Raw genomic sequence first — 16,550 nt, 5'->3', positions numbered from 1 at the left:
TTTATATTTTAAGGGATTGATTAACTAGTATACAGGAGATAAGTTAGCAAACTCTACCATAAGCCATTTACTAGAACTTTTTCCAAATTTAACTTCAACCCTAGCATTTGCTCCCTGACCTTCATAATTTAAAATTACGCCTTCACCAAATTTTGTATGTTTCACTCTTTGCCCCAAAGAGAAATCTGTCTCTGGTACTTGTCCTGAATTTACTGGTGAATTCTTTTTCTGATATGTACGTTTTTCTCTTGCTGCTCTTATCTCATTGATAAGCTCCTTGGGTATTTCTTCCAAGAAGCGTGAAGGAGGATTATATGTTTCAGAACCATATAAATTTCGAGTCTCAGCATGAATGAAATGGAGCTTCTTCATAGATCTAGTGATTCCTACATAACAGAGTCTCCTCTCTTCTTCTAATTGCCCAGCTTCTTCTATAGATCTTTGATGTGGAAAAAGACCTTCTTCAAATCCTGTAATAAATACTAATGGAAACTCCAAGCCCTTTGAAGAATGAAGGGTCATTAATTGGATTGCTGACTCATGCTCTAAGGCTTGCGTCTCTCCTGCATCTAAGGCAGCATGATCTATAAATTTCCTTACAGGGCTAGATTCTTCTTCATCTTCTTCTATAGGTATCATTTCAAATTCTCCTGCAGCTGATACAAGCTCTTCTAGATTATCTACTCTTGTTCTCCCTTTCTCTCCCGGTTCCTTTTTATGAAACTCTATAAGGCCGCTCATTTGGACCACATGATCCACTAAATTCCTTAGATTTAAGTCTTTTATTTCTAGCCTCAGATTCTTTACGATAGATAAAAAACCTTGAACTGATTGAAGGGCTTTAGGTGAAAGGCTATTTGTATCAACCAAATTTTCAGAAGATTTCCATAAAGATAAATTACTATTCTTTGCTTCCAGCCTTATTAACTCTAATGTTTTTTTACCTATTCCCCTAGTTGGAATATTTATAACCCTTTCAAAAGCTGCATCATCTTCGTTACCTGAAGCCAATCTAAGATAAGCCATGGCATTTTTTATTTCAGCTCTCTCATAAAAACGAACGCCTCCGTATATCCTGTAAGGCAAGTCTTCTCTCAAGATTGCAGCTTCCAGAACTCTCGACTGGGCATTAGATCTATATAAAATAGCAGCTTCATCTAAACTTCCTCCTTGAGCTAACCAAGATTTTATTGAAGAAACTACATATTTTGCTTCATCCTCCTCATTAAAGGCTCTATAAACTGATATAGCCTCTCCCTCTTTTGCCTCTGTCCAGAGCTCCTTGCCCATACGGGATGGATTATTCCTAATCACAGTGTTAGCAGCATCTAAAATAACTTGAGAGGATCTATAGTTTTGTTCTAACTTTATAGTTTCTGAACCTAAGAATTCCTTGGAAAACCTCATTAAATTTTCACTCTTTGCCCCTCTCCAACCATAAACAGATTGATCATCATCTCCTACAGCCGTTATATTCCCATCTGGTCCTTTAAGTAACTTTAAAAATTGATATTGTATTTCATTAGTATCCTGAAATTCGTCTACAAGAATATGATTAAAATGTCTTTGATAATGGGAAAGAATATCTGGATTAGATTTTAAAAGAGTTAAAGTCCTAAATAATAATTCACCAAAATCAACTAGACTTTCTCGGTGACAAACTTCTTCATATTGTGTATATATTTTTGTCATCTGCTCATTAAAGTAATCCTTATCAGAGTCTATTTCTGATGGCCTCCTCGCTTCATCTTTTTGTTTATTTATATACCACTGGGCTTGTCTTGGCGGCCACTTATCTTCATCTATCGACATTGATTTACATACTCTTTTAATGACCCTTAGCTGATCTTCGCTATCCAAGATAGAAAAATCTTTTCTTAACCCAGACTCTTCCCAATGTCTCCTTAACAGCCTATGTGAGATTCCATGAAAAGTGCCACACCAAAAATTTCCTAACTGCGCTTCCACTATGTTCTCAATTCTATCTCTCATTTCTCTTGCAGCTTTATTGGTAAAAGTTACGGTTAGAATTGACTGTGGATTTATTTCTAGAATTTCCACCAACCATGCTACTCTGTGGGCTATGACTCTTGTCTTGCCTGACCCTGCCCCTGCAAGAACTAATAAAGAAGCATTCTCAGATGAAACTGCTTTTCTTTGGGCTTCATTTAGATTTTCAAAAATTTTTGATACGTCCATAAGTCTATTTTATAGAAGATAAATATAATTAGCCTAACAACTTCATCTTCTTTTTTTAAATAAATAAAATAAAATGAGAATATAATAATCTTAAGTTATTATATTTAAAAAAGGATAACCAATATGACAGAAGCAAAAGAATTCTTTTCAACTTATTGTGATTTTGTAACTAAAGTAACTAGCGATCCAAGCTTAAATATCGAAGCTCTAAAAAAATCACTAGATAGGATACAAGAAAATTCTCCGATAGATGTGCCTAGGCTATTAACCGGCGCCTTGGGCCTAGGAAGTGAAGGGGGAGAGTTTGTAGAAATAGTTAAAAAAATGATTCTACAAGGAAAGCCAGCTGATGAAGATAATATATTTCATATGAAAAGAGAGCTTGGAGACATAATGTGGTACTGGGTTACAGCTTGTATGTCTCTTGGACTTGACCCGGTTGAAGTAATCTCAGAGAACCAAAAGAAATTAGAAGCTAGATATGGCAAGCAATTTACTATTGACCAAAGTGAAATAAGAGCTGAAGGGGATCTCTAATTAAACTTTAAGTGCAACTTTTCCAATATTAGTTCCCTGAAAAAGTTTTGAATAAGCCTCAACTAAATTCTCTAATCCTTCAGTAATCTCGATAGGTAACTTTAAAAGGCCTTGGTCGTTCCATCTTTCTAGAATGGGATTAATTTCTGATTCTCGATGATAAAAATCAGGAGAAAAGAATCCCTCAAACCTTAACCTTTTCATTAATATAAGATCATAGTTATAAGGCCCCGGCAACCTCTCTGTTGAGCCATAATTTTCCATAAGACCACAAACTGCTATAACTCCAAAATTTGCCATATTCTCTAATACAGCGTCTAAAGTGGATCCAGCTACGTTATCAAAATAAACATTCACGCCTTCAGGGCACAATGATTTGAGTTCTGCCGAAATATCTTCTTTTTTGTAATTGATAGCTCCATCAAAGCCATATTCATCAATAATCAAATTGCATTTGTCATCAGATCCAGCAATTCCAATTACTTTGCACCCAGAGATTTTTGCTATTTGTCCTGCCATTAAGCCAGTACATCCCGCAGCTGCAGACACAACAAAAGTATCTCCTGCTTTAACTCTGCCTGTATCTATTACCCCGGTATAGGCTGTCCATCCATTTGCCCCGAAGATGCCTACATAATTTACTATATCAATCTTAGAATCATCCACTTTACTTGGATACATGGCACTAGGATCTACAACTGAAAAATCTGCCCATTGACCATAAGACCTAAGTTTTTCTCCAACTATGAAATCAGGATGATTGCTTTCAATAACCTCACTAAGAACAGTTCCCATCAACTTTTCTCCAATAGGTATTGGGGGCTGATATGAGTCTTCTCTGTCTGTCATGTACATACGCGTGCCAGCATCCATAGATATATACAAATTCTTAGTTGCAAAACACCCAACAGGAACTTCCAAGTTAGACTCTTCTAAAAGCTCTAATACATCTGAAAAGTTATGCCCAGATGGCCTATCTTTCATTACCCAAAACCTATTCTTTTTTTCTAAAGTACTCATAGTTATCTCCTTACTCCGAACAGTTATCCTTTACACAATTTAAATCCAAATAAGTTCCATCTGGATAGATATAGCGACCTAAGCCATGCCTTAAATCTTCAAAAAATAAACCCTCATAACTTGTACCGTCTGCGTAAGTATATTTCCCATAACCTTGCTTCTTGTCTTCTACAAAATTACCTATATAAAGGTCATTTTCCCACTCACCTACTTTGTGTGCGTAAACTCCCTTGCCATGTCTTTTTCCTTTTTGCCATCCGCCAGAATAGATATCCCCATTTTGGTATGAATAAGCTCCTTGTCCATCTGGAAGATCTTCCTTGAACTCTCCTATATATCTATCTCCATTTTGGTAAAAATATACTCCTTCTCCATGAAATAAATTGTCTTTCCAATCACCTGAATACATTTCTCCACCTTGATATAGGAAAGATCCTGAGCAATTGTCCCAAACTACTGTTGGTTCTTCAGGACAGGGGTCCAAGGAAAAAATTTTTAAAGGCAGCAGGACTAAAATTGAAATTATAAAAATATTGGTTATAGCTCTCCAGAAGAAGTGCTTATAAAAAATTATTATATTAACTGTAAAGTTCATTTATTTGTCTTCAACATCCCAACAATTTATATTTCCAGCTATAGTCCTTCTTTCTCCCTCGCCCCTGAAAGGATAAACTGTATGTTGAACCCAGGAAGGAAAGAAAAGTAGTTTGCCTTCTTTAGGTTCTAGTAAAATGTTATTTTTGGGCCTTAAACGTTCTTTATCTGTAAGAGAAGTACTTCCCCAAGTAAAATTAATAAAGCCATCGCTAGCTCCTGAAGCATTATACATATCGATGCCGTGCGAACCTATTTGTTCTGGGATTTTAGTCCAGCCCGTAAACGAAATACCCATCGTAGTTTTTGTTAGATGATCATGGAGGGGGTTGTAATCTCCTGCATAGCTATGGACGGACCAAAGAGAATCTATCTCTAATTTCTTAGTTTTTCTGAAGTATTCTTTTGTGTTTTCAGAATATCGTTTGATATATTCTACTCCCAAAGTTAAAACTATTTCAGAAAAGGCTCCAAACGCTTTTTCTTTAGGGTCAAGCCTCAATTGCTCTATCGTTTCTCCCTGACCTATTAATCTGTCAGCATTTGTTAAAGATAAATCAGAATTAATAGCCTTATCTAAATAACTATTAATCTCATCAAGCATCTCTTGGGGCATCTCTGCCTCTAAGATAAATATTGCGGGAATGCTAAGGTACTTATATTGACTCATGTTATTTATTTAAAAAAATTGTCAGCGGCCCTCAATAAATACTATAAATTAATATTTATAAAGTGAAACCATCATCAACAATAATATTTTGACCGCAAATAGATTTAGACATATCAGAGCATAAAAACAAAACCGTTCCACTAAGATCTTCAGGGTCTAACATGCCTTTCGTTCTAGAATTTTTTTTGTATCTTTCTAAAAACTTTGGATCTTGACCATCAAGAATACCTCCTGGGGAAATACAATTAACTCTAAAATTAGAGCCTTTAGTATAGGCAGCAACATATTTTGTAAGATGTTGAATAGCTGGTTTTATGGCTGCATATTCGACTGCAACAGTCATATCTGTTCCTTCATACATATCAAATTTTGGTGCAATTACACCATATACTGAAGAAAAATTAACCAAAGAAAAGGACAGATCATTTAAAGCAGAAAATTTAGCGCATTTTTGCATGAACAAGAAATATCCTCCTAAATGTAAAGAGATATTTTCACAAAAATCTTCATACTCTACGTCAAAAAAATGTCTTCCAAAGTTCTCATTACGTGGGTAAGAAGTATTTATGGCTCCATCTATTTTTCCGTACTTTTTTACCCCATAATCAAACAAAGAATCAACTGACGCACCATTTGATACATCTCCCATTTGATAATCATAATCTTTATGCTCCTGATGTTTGTGCTCTTTAGGGTTAGATTCTTGAATATCTAAAGCTATTACAGATGCACCTTGTTCAAGAAGATCATTAGATAAGGTTTTACCTATTCTTCCTAAAGCCCCTGCTAGGATGATTGTTTTTCCTTTTAAATTTAAGTTATTCTTCATACAGAGTTTTAGTTAGTAAAAAATCAGTTTGGTCATCAATATCCACAGCTCTTTCTCTAGGAATTATAACTGACTTGACTTTTCCATCAAAAATTCCATTATTATTAAGAATAAAAGATGGTTTTGATAAATATGCTGCCGTTGCAACGTCATACACTTCTGGAGCATCCTGGCGTCTATGAACTGGATTGGTTTCAAAGATTAATTTAGAAGTGCCATCTTTTTCTCTAAAAATCATATTAAAGTAAGGATTTCTTTGAGAGGGTGAAGCTGTTATGACGACATCTACATTACTCGCAATTAAATCAAAACACTTCAATACATCTGACTCTTGCCTAAGAGGTGCAGTAGGCGGCAGGCTAAGGAAATAATCAAAATGTCTATTCTTAGACTCTAAATGCTTTACAGCATGTTGCCAAGCCTCCCATTCAGAGCTCTCATCTAAAGCGAGCGATGATGGTCTATCTATTATTTCTGCACCAAAATCTTTTGAGACGCTTTTTATTTCTTTTGATTCTGTGGATACAAAAACTTCGTCAACTAGATCTATAGACTTAGCAAGATTTATTGAATGGCCTATTAAAGGGGTATTGCCTAATTTTTTTAAGTTCTTGCCCGGAAGACCTTTAGAGCCGCCTCTGGCAAATATAAAAGCAAAAGTTTTCATTGTCATTAAATTCTCTTTATATTTATTGCGCACCTCTGAAGATGAGATAGCTCTAAACCAGATATAAGATGCATAACATTTAGAGCTTCTTCAAGAGAAATAAGAGGGTTTAACTCACCATTCGCTAAAATAGAAAAGCGAGACAACATATCTAAAAACATTTTATTACGATCCAAATCTGGCTCTTCAAATAATGTTTTTTTCTCATTTTTATTTTCTAAAGAAATTGAATTTTCTAAGAGGTTCCATATTAAAACTCCATTTTCACCTATAACTTTGCAAAACCTAGTAGGTGGTTTTTGTAAAAAGTCCATATGGAGATTAATATTACAACCTCTTGATTTCATTAATATTGCATCAATATTATCTTCAACATCTATATCTAAATTCCCTATACTCAAAATATTACAAAATACTGAATCTGGAATGCCGAATATCCAATTTAAATAATCTAATTCATGGCTGAGCTCTAATAAAACACCACCACCCAAACTCTTATTTGCTGAAACACTTTTTTTATAATCTAGCCCCGGTCGCCACTCAGGTAAATATTGCCCTACGTTTACAATGATAGAATATTCCTTCCCCAGAATTCTGGAAGTAATTATTTCCTTAAATTTTAAGGCTCCCTCTTGGTATCTTAAGCAATAGCCAAAATCTAAAAGGTTTTTTTTACTGAATAAAAGCCTTTTAAATTTTTTAAATTCCTCCAGGTCTTTACATAAGGGCTTCTCTATTAATGTTGGTATATCATGTTGCAAAAACTCTGCCGCATTAGTTAAATGTAAATTAGCCGATGATGCAACTACCACAAATTTAGGGTTAAATTTCCTTGCCTCTTCTGGACTTTGAAATAATTCGTCTACCAAGGAGTTTTCTATATTTGAGTTGGAAGACGAACCGGGTAAATTACCTATTTTGCTTTTAGGAAACAATAGCCTCAAATTTTGAGAATGACGACGGGCCATACTTCCACTGCCTATTATAAGAAAATTGTCTACTCTACTCATAGATCTAAAATTGGAGAACTAGGAACATTCACAAGTCTTTCAAAAGCCCAAGATGTATTTTCTAGTCTATCTCTTTGGCAATCTTGATAAGGGGGTAAAGAATGGGCAGGATTCCATGAAGGCCTAGTTCTTATATTATTTTTATTTGTTTCTCTAATAAACTTGTCTCTTGATTCAAGATTTTCAGTGATTAAACAATTTAGCCAGTAATTTGGTGAAGTATCTTGTTGCCCTCTATGAAAAACCATTCCTCTTTCTTTTCCCCAATCATAGTAACAGCTAGCTAAAGATTTTTTACTAACCAAAAATTTATCTAAGGATTCAATTTGTGCCAGTCCAAGAGCTGCATTTAAATTTGGCATCCTATAATTAAAACCCACCTTATCGTGATTGAATTCCCAAGGGTGCTCTATCTTTGCTACTGTAGAGAGGTGTCTTACTTTATTTGATAAATCAAGGTTGTTTGTTAACACCATGCCTCCACCACCTGTAGTAATTATTTTATTGCCATTAAAACTGAGAGCACATAAAAGTGACTCAGAGCCAGTATGTTTTTTGTGATAAAAACTTCCCAAAGATTCTGCACAATCTTCAACTAAAGGAATGTTGAATCTAGAACAAATAAGGTTTATTTCTTCAATGGCGGCTGGAAAGCCATATGAGTGCATAGGCAAGCAAGCCGTTATCTCTTTTCCTGATGTTTTATTCCAACATGAGCCGTCATCTCTGACTTCTGCATATTTATCCAAAAATTCTAATAAACTTAATGGCGACATAGACAAAGTTTCTTTATCTATGTCAACAAAAACTGGGCTTGCTCCACAATAATCTATAGCATTACATGTCGCTACAAAAGTTAAAGACTGAGTTATTACTTCAGTATTCTGACTAACTCCTGATACTAATAGAGACAAGTGTAGAGCTGAAGTTCCATTTGAAGTTGCTACAGCATGATCTAAGCCCATATAACTTGCAATTTTCTTTTCAAATTCTCCTATTGATTTTCCAACGCTGGAAACAAAAGTAGAACTTATAACTTCAGATAAATATTCTTTTTCTTTGCCAATGAAGCATGGTTCATGCAAAGAAATAACATCTGAGGTTTTATATAAATCTCTTACCAGAGTATTGAATTCTTCAATCATTTTAAAAGTCTAAGATCTAGATTGAATGTCTTTAATTTTAGTCAGCATATCTTTATTCTATTAAGTCATCCAGATGATAATCTTTTGAAGCTTTAGTTCCTAGTATCTCCTTCCATTTCATAGGAGAAATTCCAAGTGCTGGCCTCTTAGTTGTCACATTGTCTTCTGTAAACAAATCTCCTTTTTTAATAGATTCTTTTGCCACTATTGATCTCCTGACAATTTCAATGTTCTTAAATTCACTAGGTGAAGGCTTTTTAACAAAAGATCCTAAGGATTTTTCTATATTTCTTATAGCTATTACAAAGTTAGATAATTCATTCGGCCCCAAACTAGCTCGATGATCAGGTCCAGGTAGCTCCTTATCTAAGGTGAAATGCTTTTCGATAACCTTTGCGCCCATCGCAACTGCTGCAATAGATACTTCCTGTCCAAGAGTATGATCTGAATAACCCACTGAAAGATTGAATTCATCCCTTAAAGTTAACATAGCATTTAAATTAACATCTTCAATAGGGGTTGGATATTCTGTATTGCAATGTAACAATGTGATAAATTCTTTTGTGAGCCCCGCCTCCAACAGAACATCTATTCCCTGATTTACCTCCACTAAAGTAGACATACCAGTTGATAAAATGACCGGTTTAGAGATTTTGCCGACAGCGTATAAATATGGGTAATTATTTATTTCACCAGACGGAACCTTAAAAAAATTCTGACCTAAATCTCTTAAGTATTTAAGACTTTTGAGATCAAATGCCGAAGACATAAACTCTATACCGCATGCGTCGCATTCATGTTTCAGTGTCTTATAATCAGATAAAGGGAGGTGTATTTCTTTTATCATATCTAATTGAGTCTGCCCATTATCATTTGGATTTTTTTGATACTCTGCTTTAGAAGCGGATCTAGTAACCACATCTTCTGGTACTGCTGTTTGAAATTTTATTGCATCTGCACCCGCATCTTTGGCTATTGATATCATTTCTAATGCTCTTATTAAGTCACCATTATGATTTACCCCTGCCTCTGCTATGACATAGACCTGATTATTTGAGTTAAACATTATCCTAGTGTACTTAAATTTCTAGACAGAAAACAAAATTTGTAATTTTTAATACCTAAATTATTGATCTATTAAATGAGCAAGAGCGCCTAGGTAATCTACTTTATTTTCAACTATACCTTTAATTAATTCTTTGTCTTTTGCCCAAGATAAAGCCCTTTTAGAAAAAGGATAAGGCATAAACATATGCTCATCATCTTCAGGAGATAAATTAATAGGGATTATTCCACTTCTTAATGATTCACATAGTGCGGTAGATGACCAACCAAAAGTAAACATTGGAGATTGCTCGACCAGCAATTCATTTGTAGAAATTTCATCATGTTCTAATATATTTAAATCATTTGATAAAGCTTTTAAGGCTTTAATAGATTCAATATCAGTAGCAGGGTGAGGCTTTACAAGGACTTGATAAGACATCCCATTAAAGAAATTTAATAAATCCAACAGGTCTTTTTTTTTGACATCATCGAAGGTAGACTCATATTGTAAGAAGCCTATTATTTTTTTTAACTTTGTTTCCACTTTTCGCATTGGATATATTGAAACTTTTGCATTTGGCCAAAACTCTTCAAAAAAATTTGCCTCCTCCTTTGAATAAACATAAATGTGATCATCGTCAGCATAACTAGAATACAAATTGTTGATAACAAGGCCGTGTGTTAAATGAGTAGATGAAATTCCCGAATTATTTGCTGCCAGAGCCAATAAATGAGAGCCGCTATGAAAAATATTTATCTTAGGGGTATCTAGCTTTATCTCTTCAAATAAAGCTAAAAAGAAGGAGTAAGGAGCTAAATTTAATAAGGCATTTTCTTTAACCAGTTTACTAATCCTAAGTCCTCTATATTCCTCACAAAACTTATTTATTAACTGATATTGCTTTATAAAATGAAATAGAATTTTAGAAAATTTTAACTTCTTTAGCTTTGCATAACTCTTTCGATTAAAAACTTCAAAAATTCTATAGGGATAAACTTTATTTTTATTTATATGCCTTAAATAATTATGATGCCTATAACTTCTGTCAGATTTCACTACCAAATGTTCGGGAAGAGATTCAAATCCCCCTTTCAAACCGGACCATTTATGTATAAAAAAAGTAACTAAAATATTTAAGAAGCTTAAAAATATGAGAAAGAAAAATTTAATTTTATTTTTATTGTCTTGATTTTTAAAATTATTTTCATTAAGAATCTCCCTTTCTTTGACCCCAATCAATAACCATTTATTTGAAGTATTAATGTTTTTAGAGAGAATACTTATTTCCTGAATCATAATAAAACCACTGAAAATATTGAGTGTAGCTTAAACCAAATAGGCTTTATACAAAGTATTAATTCTTACTCAATAGGAATTTATTGCAAATAAAGAGATGGTCTAAACCAGAAAGTTCAAACGTCCTAACAGCATCATTAATATTGTTAACTATTGGTTCACCATGTAAGTTAAAGCTAGTATTTAGTAGGGCTGGAATCCCTGATATTCGATAGAATTCATCTATTAAACTATGGTAATTTAAGTTTGCATCCTTTCTCACAAATTGAGGTCTTACAGACCTATCATAAGGATGAGTGCCTGCTTGTATAGATTCATATGTACTCTTTTTTGAATCTAAACCAATAGCCATAAATGGCGAGCTAAAATTCTTAGGATTGCTTATATATTCTTCATGCACTTCATCCAATATTGAAAGGGCAAAGGGCATCCAAAAATCTCTATTCTTGATAGCCTCATTAATTCTTTGAACAGAGCCTTTGAGGCTGGGATTTGCTAAAATACTTCTGTTACCTAAAGCTCTAGCTCCAAATTCTGCTTTCCCATCAATCAAGCCTACTATATCTCCATCTTTTAATAGGCTAGCTACTAATTCATTTCCTGGATCACTTATTATTCTAAAATTCTTATCCTTAATTATAGTTTCTAAATTTGAAATATCATCTTCAGCGTCATAGCCTAAATATAAATGGTCAAGCGGTTTACTTTTTTTAGCATTTATAAAATAACAACCTCCTATAGCTAAGCTCTCATCTCCACCTGATCCGCAAACAAAAAACTCCTCTACTGTGTCTAATTCTCCTAAAACTTTATTCATCTTTATATTCATAGCTATTCCGCCACTAATAACAAACCTTTTAATCCCCGTCTCTTCAAAGATATTCGTAAATAGTTTGCTTACTATTTCTTCAGTATAAAGTTGGACGGCTCCAGCAATATTATCAAATCTATGAAATTTCCATTCCTTTTCAAGATAAGAGAGAAGATCTGGAGGTCGGTTCTTCGATACTATTTTTAAGCCTTTTACATCTGATATATCTTTTATTACTGATTTGGCTTTTTCTACATATGATTCCTTTGCATAGGGAGCCATGCCCATAACTTTAAATTCATGCTCATCTGGTCTCATCCCTAATAATAAAGTTGCAAATTTATAAATTCTTCCCAAATCATTTTGATCTGAATCAGCTAATAAATTTAAATCATTGTTTTTTATTTCCCATACAGTTTGATTCCTGCCATCTCCCCATCCGTCTAAAGTAACTGCTATGCAGGCTTTATCACGAAAAGGTGAACCAAAATAAGCATAATTAGCATGGCATGTATGGTGATCTGCAAAGACTATTTTTCTGCTTTCTACACCCCATGTTTCAATCAAAAATTCACAGCATTTGTCAGCAAAAAGCTCTTCATCTTTAACTGGATCTGACAGAACCTCATCTGTTAAAAACTTAAAATCTAAATACTCCACATCTTGATTAAATTTTATATCGTCCCTTAACCATTTCTTATAATCGAGAGTATCTTCTCCTTTCATTCTTTTTCCAAAATACTTGGGGCCATAATAGTTATAATAATCCTGCAGATTAAAAGAAGTGCTATTCTTGGACTTAACGTAAATCCCCGAATTATTAACAGTTGTAAAAACAACGTTATCTAAATCTGAACCTAATATTCCTTCTTTTCTAAGGATGTAATCAATTGATTGTTTGGGGAAGCCAATATAATTTTTAGTTTTCGTAAATCTTTCTTCGCAACAAGCACTAACAATCTCTCCGTCACGCATTAAAGCTGCTGAAGAATTATGGCTAATACTTATTCCTAAAATATACATGTCTTTCAAAGTCTTATACGAAGTAAAAATGCTTATTTAATAAAGATCCAGTTTTAACCCTTAACAATCATCCAAAATAAGGATTCACAAGATCAGGATAATTAAAGCTCGTCTTGTCTAATATAATGGCTCTCTGTAAAAATTCAGAGGCTACCTTGTCAGTAAAATCCATATTTTTAGTATATCGCACTTCTAAGGAGCGATCTTGTTCAATAGGCTTTATATCAAATATCTCTTCACTTGATATCCTCTCAATGAGAGACTGATGGGCTATCTTTACCGAATTCATGGTGAACTCGAAAACGCTTTCTCCTTTATATTTAGGCAAGCAATGATAAAGAATAGGTCCATTGTCTAATCCTTTAGATAATTTGTGAATAGTAGCGCCTACATAGGAAGGGTTTTCATCATATAAAGCCCAAAAATTACATGAAGAACCCCTGTAATAAGGAGAAACCCCCATGTGTATATTTATTGTATTTTTTGAAGTTAAATATTCGGCAAGCCATCCTTTGATATAACTGGCACCAAAAACAATATAAATATCAGACTGGAGGCATTTTGAAAGGGATTCTTTATCTAATAAACTTAAGTCGCCTACCTTGATGGAAAAACTAACTATATTCTTTTGAAGAAAAGAAGGTTTCCCAAATATTTTTTTTTCTGCATTTAATACAGACCCAAAGTACTCTTGCATAATATCTGTCTTTTTATAAAAATCTTCAACAGATCCAGGAAAAATTGTATTACATTCTTGAACACAATAAAGTTCGTCACAAATGTTTGCTAAATTTTCTATCAAGGATATATGGCGGGCTTGATTACTAGTAAAAACAGTAATTCTCATAGATTCATTTCTCTTGCTACATTTGCTTGATCTTCCCTAGGAAGCTCTAGAAGAGAATTAATTTTTGTACCGGCCATGCTAGAAAGAAAACCTACTTTTATTCCCATATCCTTCAAAACTTTTAAAGTATCTTGATTATAGTTTCCACAAGGATGGGACATGGTTATAATTTTAGTCTCTCCAATAACTTTCTTCAAATGATCATAATTCTCTTTATACTCTAGTTGCTGTTCGGAATACGACAACTTTTGTATTGTCATTGGGTGATTATAAGAATGTAAGCCTAAAATATGACCCTTTGAGTTTAAATCACTAATGTGCTCGTCAGTCATCCAAAGCTGAGACGTAGCTGCCTCCATATCGAAATCTTTCTTTTCTAGAAGTTTTAACATTATAGCTTGATAACTTTCACTGGTGAGAACTTGATCCCTTATATATCTAAACCATTTATCGTCATTTGAATAAAATTCAAAGGCACTCAAATAGTCCAATTTATTATATTTTTCCTTTTCTTTGAGGAATTCATTAAAATTTTCTATTTTATAAACAGAAAAGAAATCAGCATAAAATTCATGTATTGTTTCATAGCTAATTGTTCTGAAAAATCTAAAAATTTCTAAATAATCAACCTGATTATTTAGAGGTGATGAATAGATAAAAAAGAATGCCTTAATATTTCTTTCTTCTAATACTGGAAATGCCACTTCATATTGACACAACAAAGCATCATCGAAAGAAAGACAGATATCATCTTTTTCTAATGAAGAACTCAAAGCCTTTTTTAAATAATCATCTGCTGAAAGCAAGTTATAGTTAGATTTTAACCAGTCTAACATTTTATTAAAATTGTTCGTGTCAAGAGAACCCTGGCCTTGTGGATGTGTTTCATTGTGAAAGTGATGAAACATTACTGAATGACTTAAATCATGCATACCAAACTATTCTTTCAATGAATTCCTAATATAAAACTACTCGGAGTGTAAAAAATTTTTTAGTAGTTTGTTGTTTTCTTAGGTAAATGGGGCATCACCCACTCTCCATTTACCTTTTCCCAAACATTAGAAATTTCTCTATACTGGTCAATCACTTCCCAGAAAAAATCTTCATCTATATCTATGTAATCTAGGAAAAAAGCAAGATCCCGTTTGGGTATTTCTCCATCATACTTCTCAACCAAAGCCACTCCTTCGTCTCTTGTTATGTGCCCACGCCTTATGTCTGTTTGTGCATCCCTAGAGCCTCTACCCATGCCAAACTTTGCATAACTCTGATACCAGTGAATGCCATCTAGTTTATCATCTAAGCTAACATATTGAGTATATGTACCTTCAGACCTACCTTCTGGATTAGGCCTAAAGCCAGTATGTTTATAGGCATAATAATAATTCTCCTGAGGCGTCCACCTTTGATAATAAGAATACCAGTGCATTTCCGCTCCAGATTGTAATACATCTTCTGGATTAGGAGGCTTGTATAGTTGAAAGGTATTTTCTTCGACCTCACTTTTCTCTAAAACTCCTTTTTCTATGCCTTTATCTACAAGATCATCGACGCTTGCACCTTTAAAGTATTCATATTCCCATTCTTCTGGGCCCTCTTTGGGTGAATGCTTATATTTTTCTGAACCTCCATATTCAAGTTCTCCATTTTCACCATACATTATTAGTTTGACCCCAAATCTAGTAGCTATATGAAAGGCCCAAGCTTTTTGACCATACGCAAACGGTTCCCATGCATCACCTTTAAGCTCAAAGGCTAGCTTAGTTAATTTTCTATGCAATGCTCCATCGGGTTGGCCCAAAATATTGTTAAAACCCGCATTAATAAAATTTTTGATGTTCGTCCACCCCGCATCCGTATATTCAAAAGGAGACCAAGTAACGCATAAAGGGTGCATGTTGTACCTATGCTTGAGTTGATGTGCTACAAATGCACTATCTTTACCTCCGCTGCCGGGGACAACCACATCAAAACTTCCATCATTACTTCTAAATTTATCGCAAAGTTCTTCCAGTTCTTTTTCTCTTTGATCCCAATCAATGATTACATCTTTTTCTAAAGCCCAAACACAAGCAGAGCAAATGCCCTCGTCATTAAACTTTGTTCTAGGTCTTTGATTTGAAACTACACAGTTTTTACAAAAAACTACCTCTTTAGGTATCTCGTCCCACTGTTTATCTAGCGTAGTGAATTTTTTTTCAGTCATAATTAATTAAAGTTCAATAAAATTTTTCAAGAGTTGAAGTCCGTCTTCTGCGCTTTTTTCTGGATGAAATTGAAAACCATAAATATTATTGTCTTCAAACGCTGAACAAAATGTATTCTCTCCATATGAAGTTTCGGCTAAAACTATATCTTTATCTAAAGGATCAACAAAGTAAGAATGTAAAAAATACATACTGGGCTCTTCATTCATTGCACTTAGAATCTTACTTTTTGATAAATTTGACTTAATATTAAGTTGATTCCACCCAATTTGAGGTATTTTAAACTTGTTGTTTTCAGACTTACTTTCGTCAAACCTTAAAACGTCTCCTTCGACAATATTTAACCCTTCATGATTTCCATTTTCTTCTGACCTGCTCATCATTAATTGCATTCCAACGCAGATACCAAGAATAGGGTTTCCCTTATTTACGAAATTGATAATAGCCTTGTCAAGATTAAGAGATTTAAGGTTGCTTATTCCATCTTCAAAGGCGCCAACACCCGGAAGCACTAGTTTGCTAGAATTTTCTATTATGCTAGGGTCATTTGAAAACTCTACTTCACACCCAAAAGATTCAAGGGCTCTAGTGACACTGAAAGTATTACCCATGTCATAATCTATCAAAGTTATTTTCTGCATTTATAC

At 34.0% G+C, this 16,550-nt stretch carries 16 protein-coding genes; 1 reads left to right on the top strand and 15 read right to left on the bottom strand.

Features of this window, described 5'->3' with window-relative positions; translation table 11 throughout:
* Nucleotides 1-24: 24 nt before the first annotated feature.
* Nucleotides 25-2,199 carry a DNA helicase II gene (gene uvrD / locus P8J93_02605; protein ID MDG2060692.1) on the bottom strand — a complete coding sequence of 725 codons (2,175 nt, stop codon included), beginning with the start codon at nucleotides 2,197-2,199 and terminating at the stop codon, nucleotides 25-27.
* A 123-nt stretch (nucleotides 2,200-2,322) separates the two neighbouring features.
* Between uvrD and P8J93_02600 the strand changes: the two genes are divergently transcribed.
* A complete protein-coding gene (locus P8J93_02600) occupies nucleotides 2,323-2,736 on the top strand; it encodes a MazG nucleotide pyrophosphohydrolase domain-containing protein (protein MDG2060691.1) in 414 nt (137 codons plus the stop codon).
* On the opposite strand, the gene P8J93_02595 is transcribed toward P8J93_02600, so the two are convergent.
* From P8J93_02595 to hisH, 14 genes are all read right to left on the bottom strand, one after another.
* On the bottom strand, nucleotides 2,737-3,756 hold the full coding sequence (locus tag P8J93_02595; GenBank protein ID MDG2060690.1) for an NADP-dependent oxidoreductase: 1,020 nt from the start codon (nucleotides 3,754-3,756) through the stop codon (nucleotides 2,737-2,739). It abuts the gene before it with no gap.
* Nucleotides 3,757-3,766: 10 nt separating this feature from the next.
* The gene (locus P8J93_02590) at nucleotides 3,767-4,351 is read right to left on the bottom strand and encodes a hypothetical protein (protein MDG2060689.1); all 585 of its coding nucleotides are present in this window, start codon (nucleotides 4,349-4,351) and stop codon (nucleotides 3,767-3,769) included.
* Nucleotides 4,352-5,020 carry a putative 2OG-Fe(II) oxygenase gene (locus tag P8J93_02585; protein MDG2060688.1) on the bottom strand — a complete coding sequence of 223 codons (669 nt, stop codon included), beginning with the start codon at nucleotides 5,018-5,020 and terminating at the stop codon, nucleotides 4,352-4,354.
* A gap of 55 nt (nucleotides 5,021-5,075) precedes the next feature.
* Nucleotides 5,076-5,849 carry an oxidoreductase gene (locus P8J93_02580; protein ID MDG2060687.1) on the bottom strand — a complete coding sequence of 258 codons (774 nt, stop codon included), beginning with the start codon at nucleotides 5,847-5,849 and terminating at the stop codon, nucleotides 5,076-5,078.
* Complete coding sequence (locus P8J93_02575; protein ID MDG2060686.1) at nucleotides 5,839-6,522, bottom strand: acylneuraminate cytidylyltransferase family protein; 684 nt, start codon at nucleotides 6,520-6,522, stop codon at nucleotides 5,839-5,841. Before P8J93_02575 ends, P8J93_02580 begins: the two co-directional genes overlap by 11 nt.
* Entirely contained in the window at nucleotides 6,522-7,526 is a 1,005-nt protein-coding gene (locus P8J93_02570; GenBank protein ID MDG2060685.1) for a Gfo/Idh/MocA family oxidoreductase, read from the bottom strand. The genes P8J93_02575 and P8J93_02570 overlap by 1 nt, the downstream gene beginning before the upstream one ends.
* Nucleotides 7,523-8,671, bottom strand: coding sequence for a LegC family aminotransferase (locus P8J93_02565; protein ID MDG2060684.1), 1,149 nt, complete (start codon nucleotides 8,669-8,671; stop codon nucleotides 7,523-7,525). Before P8J93_02565 ends, P8J93_02570 begins: the two co-directional genes overlap by 4 nt.
* Nucleotides 8,672-8,723: 52 nt before the next feature.
* On the bottom strand, nucleotides 8,724-9,737 hold the full coding sequence (neuB, locus tag P8J93_02560; protein ID MDG2060683.1) for an N-acetylneuraminate synthase: 1,014 nt from the start codon (nucleotides 9,735-9,737) through the stop codon (nucleotides 8,724-8,726).
* A gap of 60 nt (nucleotides 9,738-9,797) precedes the next feature.
* A complete protein-coding gene (locus tag P8J93_02555; GenBank protein ID MDG2060682.1) occupies nucleotides 9,798-11,015 on the bottom strand; it encodes a hypothetical protein in 1,218 nt (405 codons plus the stop codon).
* Between the two features lie 58 nt (nucleotides 11,016-11,073).
* Nucleotides 11,074-12,849: a carbamoyltransferase C-terminal domain-containing protein gene (locus P8J93_02550; protein MDG2060681.1), complete on the bottom strand. Its 1,776-nt coding sequence runs from the start codon at nucleotides 12,847-12,849 to the stop codon at nucleotides 11,074-11,076.
* A 67-nt stretch (nucleotides 12,850-12,916) separates the two neighbouring features.
* On the bottom strand, nucleotides 12,917-13,696 hold the full coding sequence (locus tag P8J93_02545) for a formyltransferase family protein (GenBank protein ID MDG2060680.1): 780 nt from the start codon (nucleotides 13,694-13,696) through the stop codon (nucleotides 12,917-12,919).
* Complete coding sequence (locus tag P8J93_02540) at nucleotides 13,693-14,532, bottom strand: polysaccharide deacetylase family protein (protein ID MDG2060679.1); 840 nt, start codon at nucleotides 14,530-14,532, stop codon at nucleotides 13,693-13,695. The genes P8J93_02545 and P8J93_02540 overlap by 4 nt, the downstream gene beginning before the upstream one ends.
* A gap of 155 nt (nucleotides 14,533-14,687) precedes the next feature.
* Nucleotides 14,688-15,902, bottom strand: coding sequence for an N-acetyl sugar amidotransferase (locus P8J93_02535; protein MDG2060678.1), 1,215 nt, complete (start codon nucleotides 15,900-15,902; stop codon nucleotides 14,688-14,690).
* Nucleotides 15,903-15,908: 6 nt separating this feature from the next.
* Nucleotides 15,909-16,544 carry an imidazole glycerol phosphate synthase subunit HisH gene (gene hisH, locus P8J93_02530; GenBank protein MDG2060677.1) on the bottom strand — a complete coding sequence of 212 codons (636 nt, stop codon included), beginning with the start codon at nucleotides 16,542-16,544 and terminating at the stop codon, nucleotides 15,909-15,911.
* Between the last annotated feature and the right edge of the window lie 6 nt (nucleotides 16,545-16,550).

The organism is SAR86 cluster bacterium (assembly GCA_029268615.1).
Classification (GTDB): domain Bacteria; phylum Pseudomonadota; class Gammaproteobacteria; order Magnimaribacterales; family Magnimaribacteraceae; genus JAQWNM01.
The sequence above is the reverse complement of the archived record's forward strand: the minus strand, read 5'-3'. Positions and strand labels throughout refer to the sequence as shown.

What these genes read in the sequence shown, in the direction of transcription:
- P8J93_02580 (MDG2060687.1), bottom strand. Translation starts at nt 5,849, where the DNA reads ATGAAGAATAACTTAAATTTAAAAGGAAAAACAATCATCCTAGCAGGG.
- P8J93_02570 (MDG2060685.1), bottom strand. Translation starts at nt 7,526, where the DNA reads ATGAGTAGAGTAGACAATTTTCTTATAATAGGCAGTGGAAGTATGGCC.
- P8J93_02550 (MDG2060681.1), bottom strand. Translation starts at nt 12,849, where the DNA reads ATGTATATTTTAGGAATAAGTATTAGCCATAATTCTTCAGCAGCTTTA.
- neuB (MDG2060683.1), bottom strand. Translation starts at nt 9,737, where the DNA reads ATGTTTAACTCAAATAATCAGGTCTATGTCATAGCAGAGGCAGGGGTA.
- P8J93_02555 (MDG2060682.1), bottom strand. Translation starts at nt 11,015, where the DNA reads ATGATTCAGGAAATAAGTATTCTCTCTAAAAACATTAATACTTCAAAT.
- hisH (MDG2060677.1), bottom strand. Translation starts at nt 16,544, where the DNA reads ATGCAGAAAATAACTTTGATAGATTATGACATGGGTAATACTTTCAGT.
- P8J93_02600 (MDG2060691.1), top strand. Translation starts at nt 2,323, where the DNA reads ATGACAGAAGCAAAAGAATTCTTTTCAACTTATTGTGATTTTGTAACT.
- P8J93_02590 (MDG2060689.1), bottom strand. Translation starts at nt 4,351, where the DNA reads ATGAACTTTACAGTTAATATAATAATTTTTTATAAGCACTTCTTCTGG.
- uvrD (MDG2060692.1), bottom strand. Translation starts at nt 2,199, where the DNA reads ATGGACGTATCAAAAATTTTTGAAAATCTAAATGAAGCCCAAAGAAAA.
- P8J93_02545 (MDG2060680.1), bottom strand. Translation starts at nt 13,696, where the DNA reads ATGAGAATTACTGTTTTTACTAGTAATCAAGCCCGCCATATATCCTTG.
- P8J93_02565 (MDG2060684.1), bottom strand. Translation starts at nt 8,671, where the DNA reads ATGATTGAAGAATTCAATACTCTGGTAAGAGATTTATATAAAACCTCA.
- P8J93_02540 (MDG2060679.1), bottom strand. Translation starts at nt 14,532, where the DNA reads ATGTTAGACTGGTTAAAATCTAACTATAACTTGCTTTCAGCAGATGAT.
- P8J93_02585 (MDG2060688.1), bottom strand. Translation starts at nt 5,020, where the DNA reads ATGAGTCAATATAAGTACCTTAGCATTCCCGCAATATTTATCTTAGAG.
- P8J93_02575 (MDG2060686.1), bottom strand. Translation starts at nt 6,522, where the DNA reads ATGACAATGAAAACTTTTGCTTTTATATTTGCCAGAGGCGGCTCTAAA.
- P8J93_02535 (MDG2060678.1), bottom strand. Translation starts at nt 15,902, where the DNA reads ATGACTGAAAAAAAATTCACTACGCTAGATAAACAGTGGGACGAGATA.
- P8J93_02595 (MDG2060690.1), bottom strand. Translation starts at nt 3,756, where the DNA reads ATGAGTACTTTAGAAAAAAAGAATAGGTTTTGGGTAATGAAAGATAGG.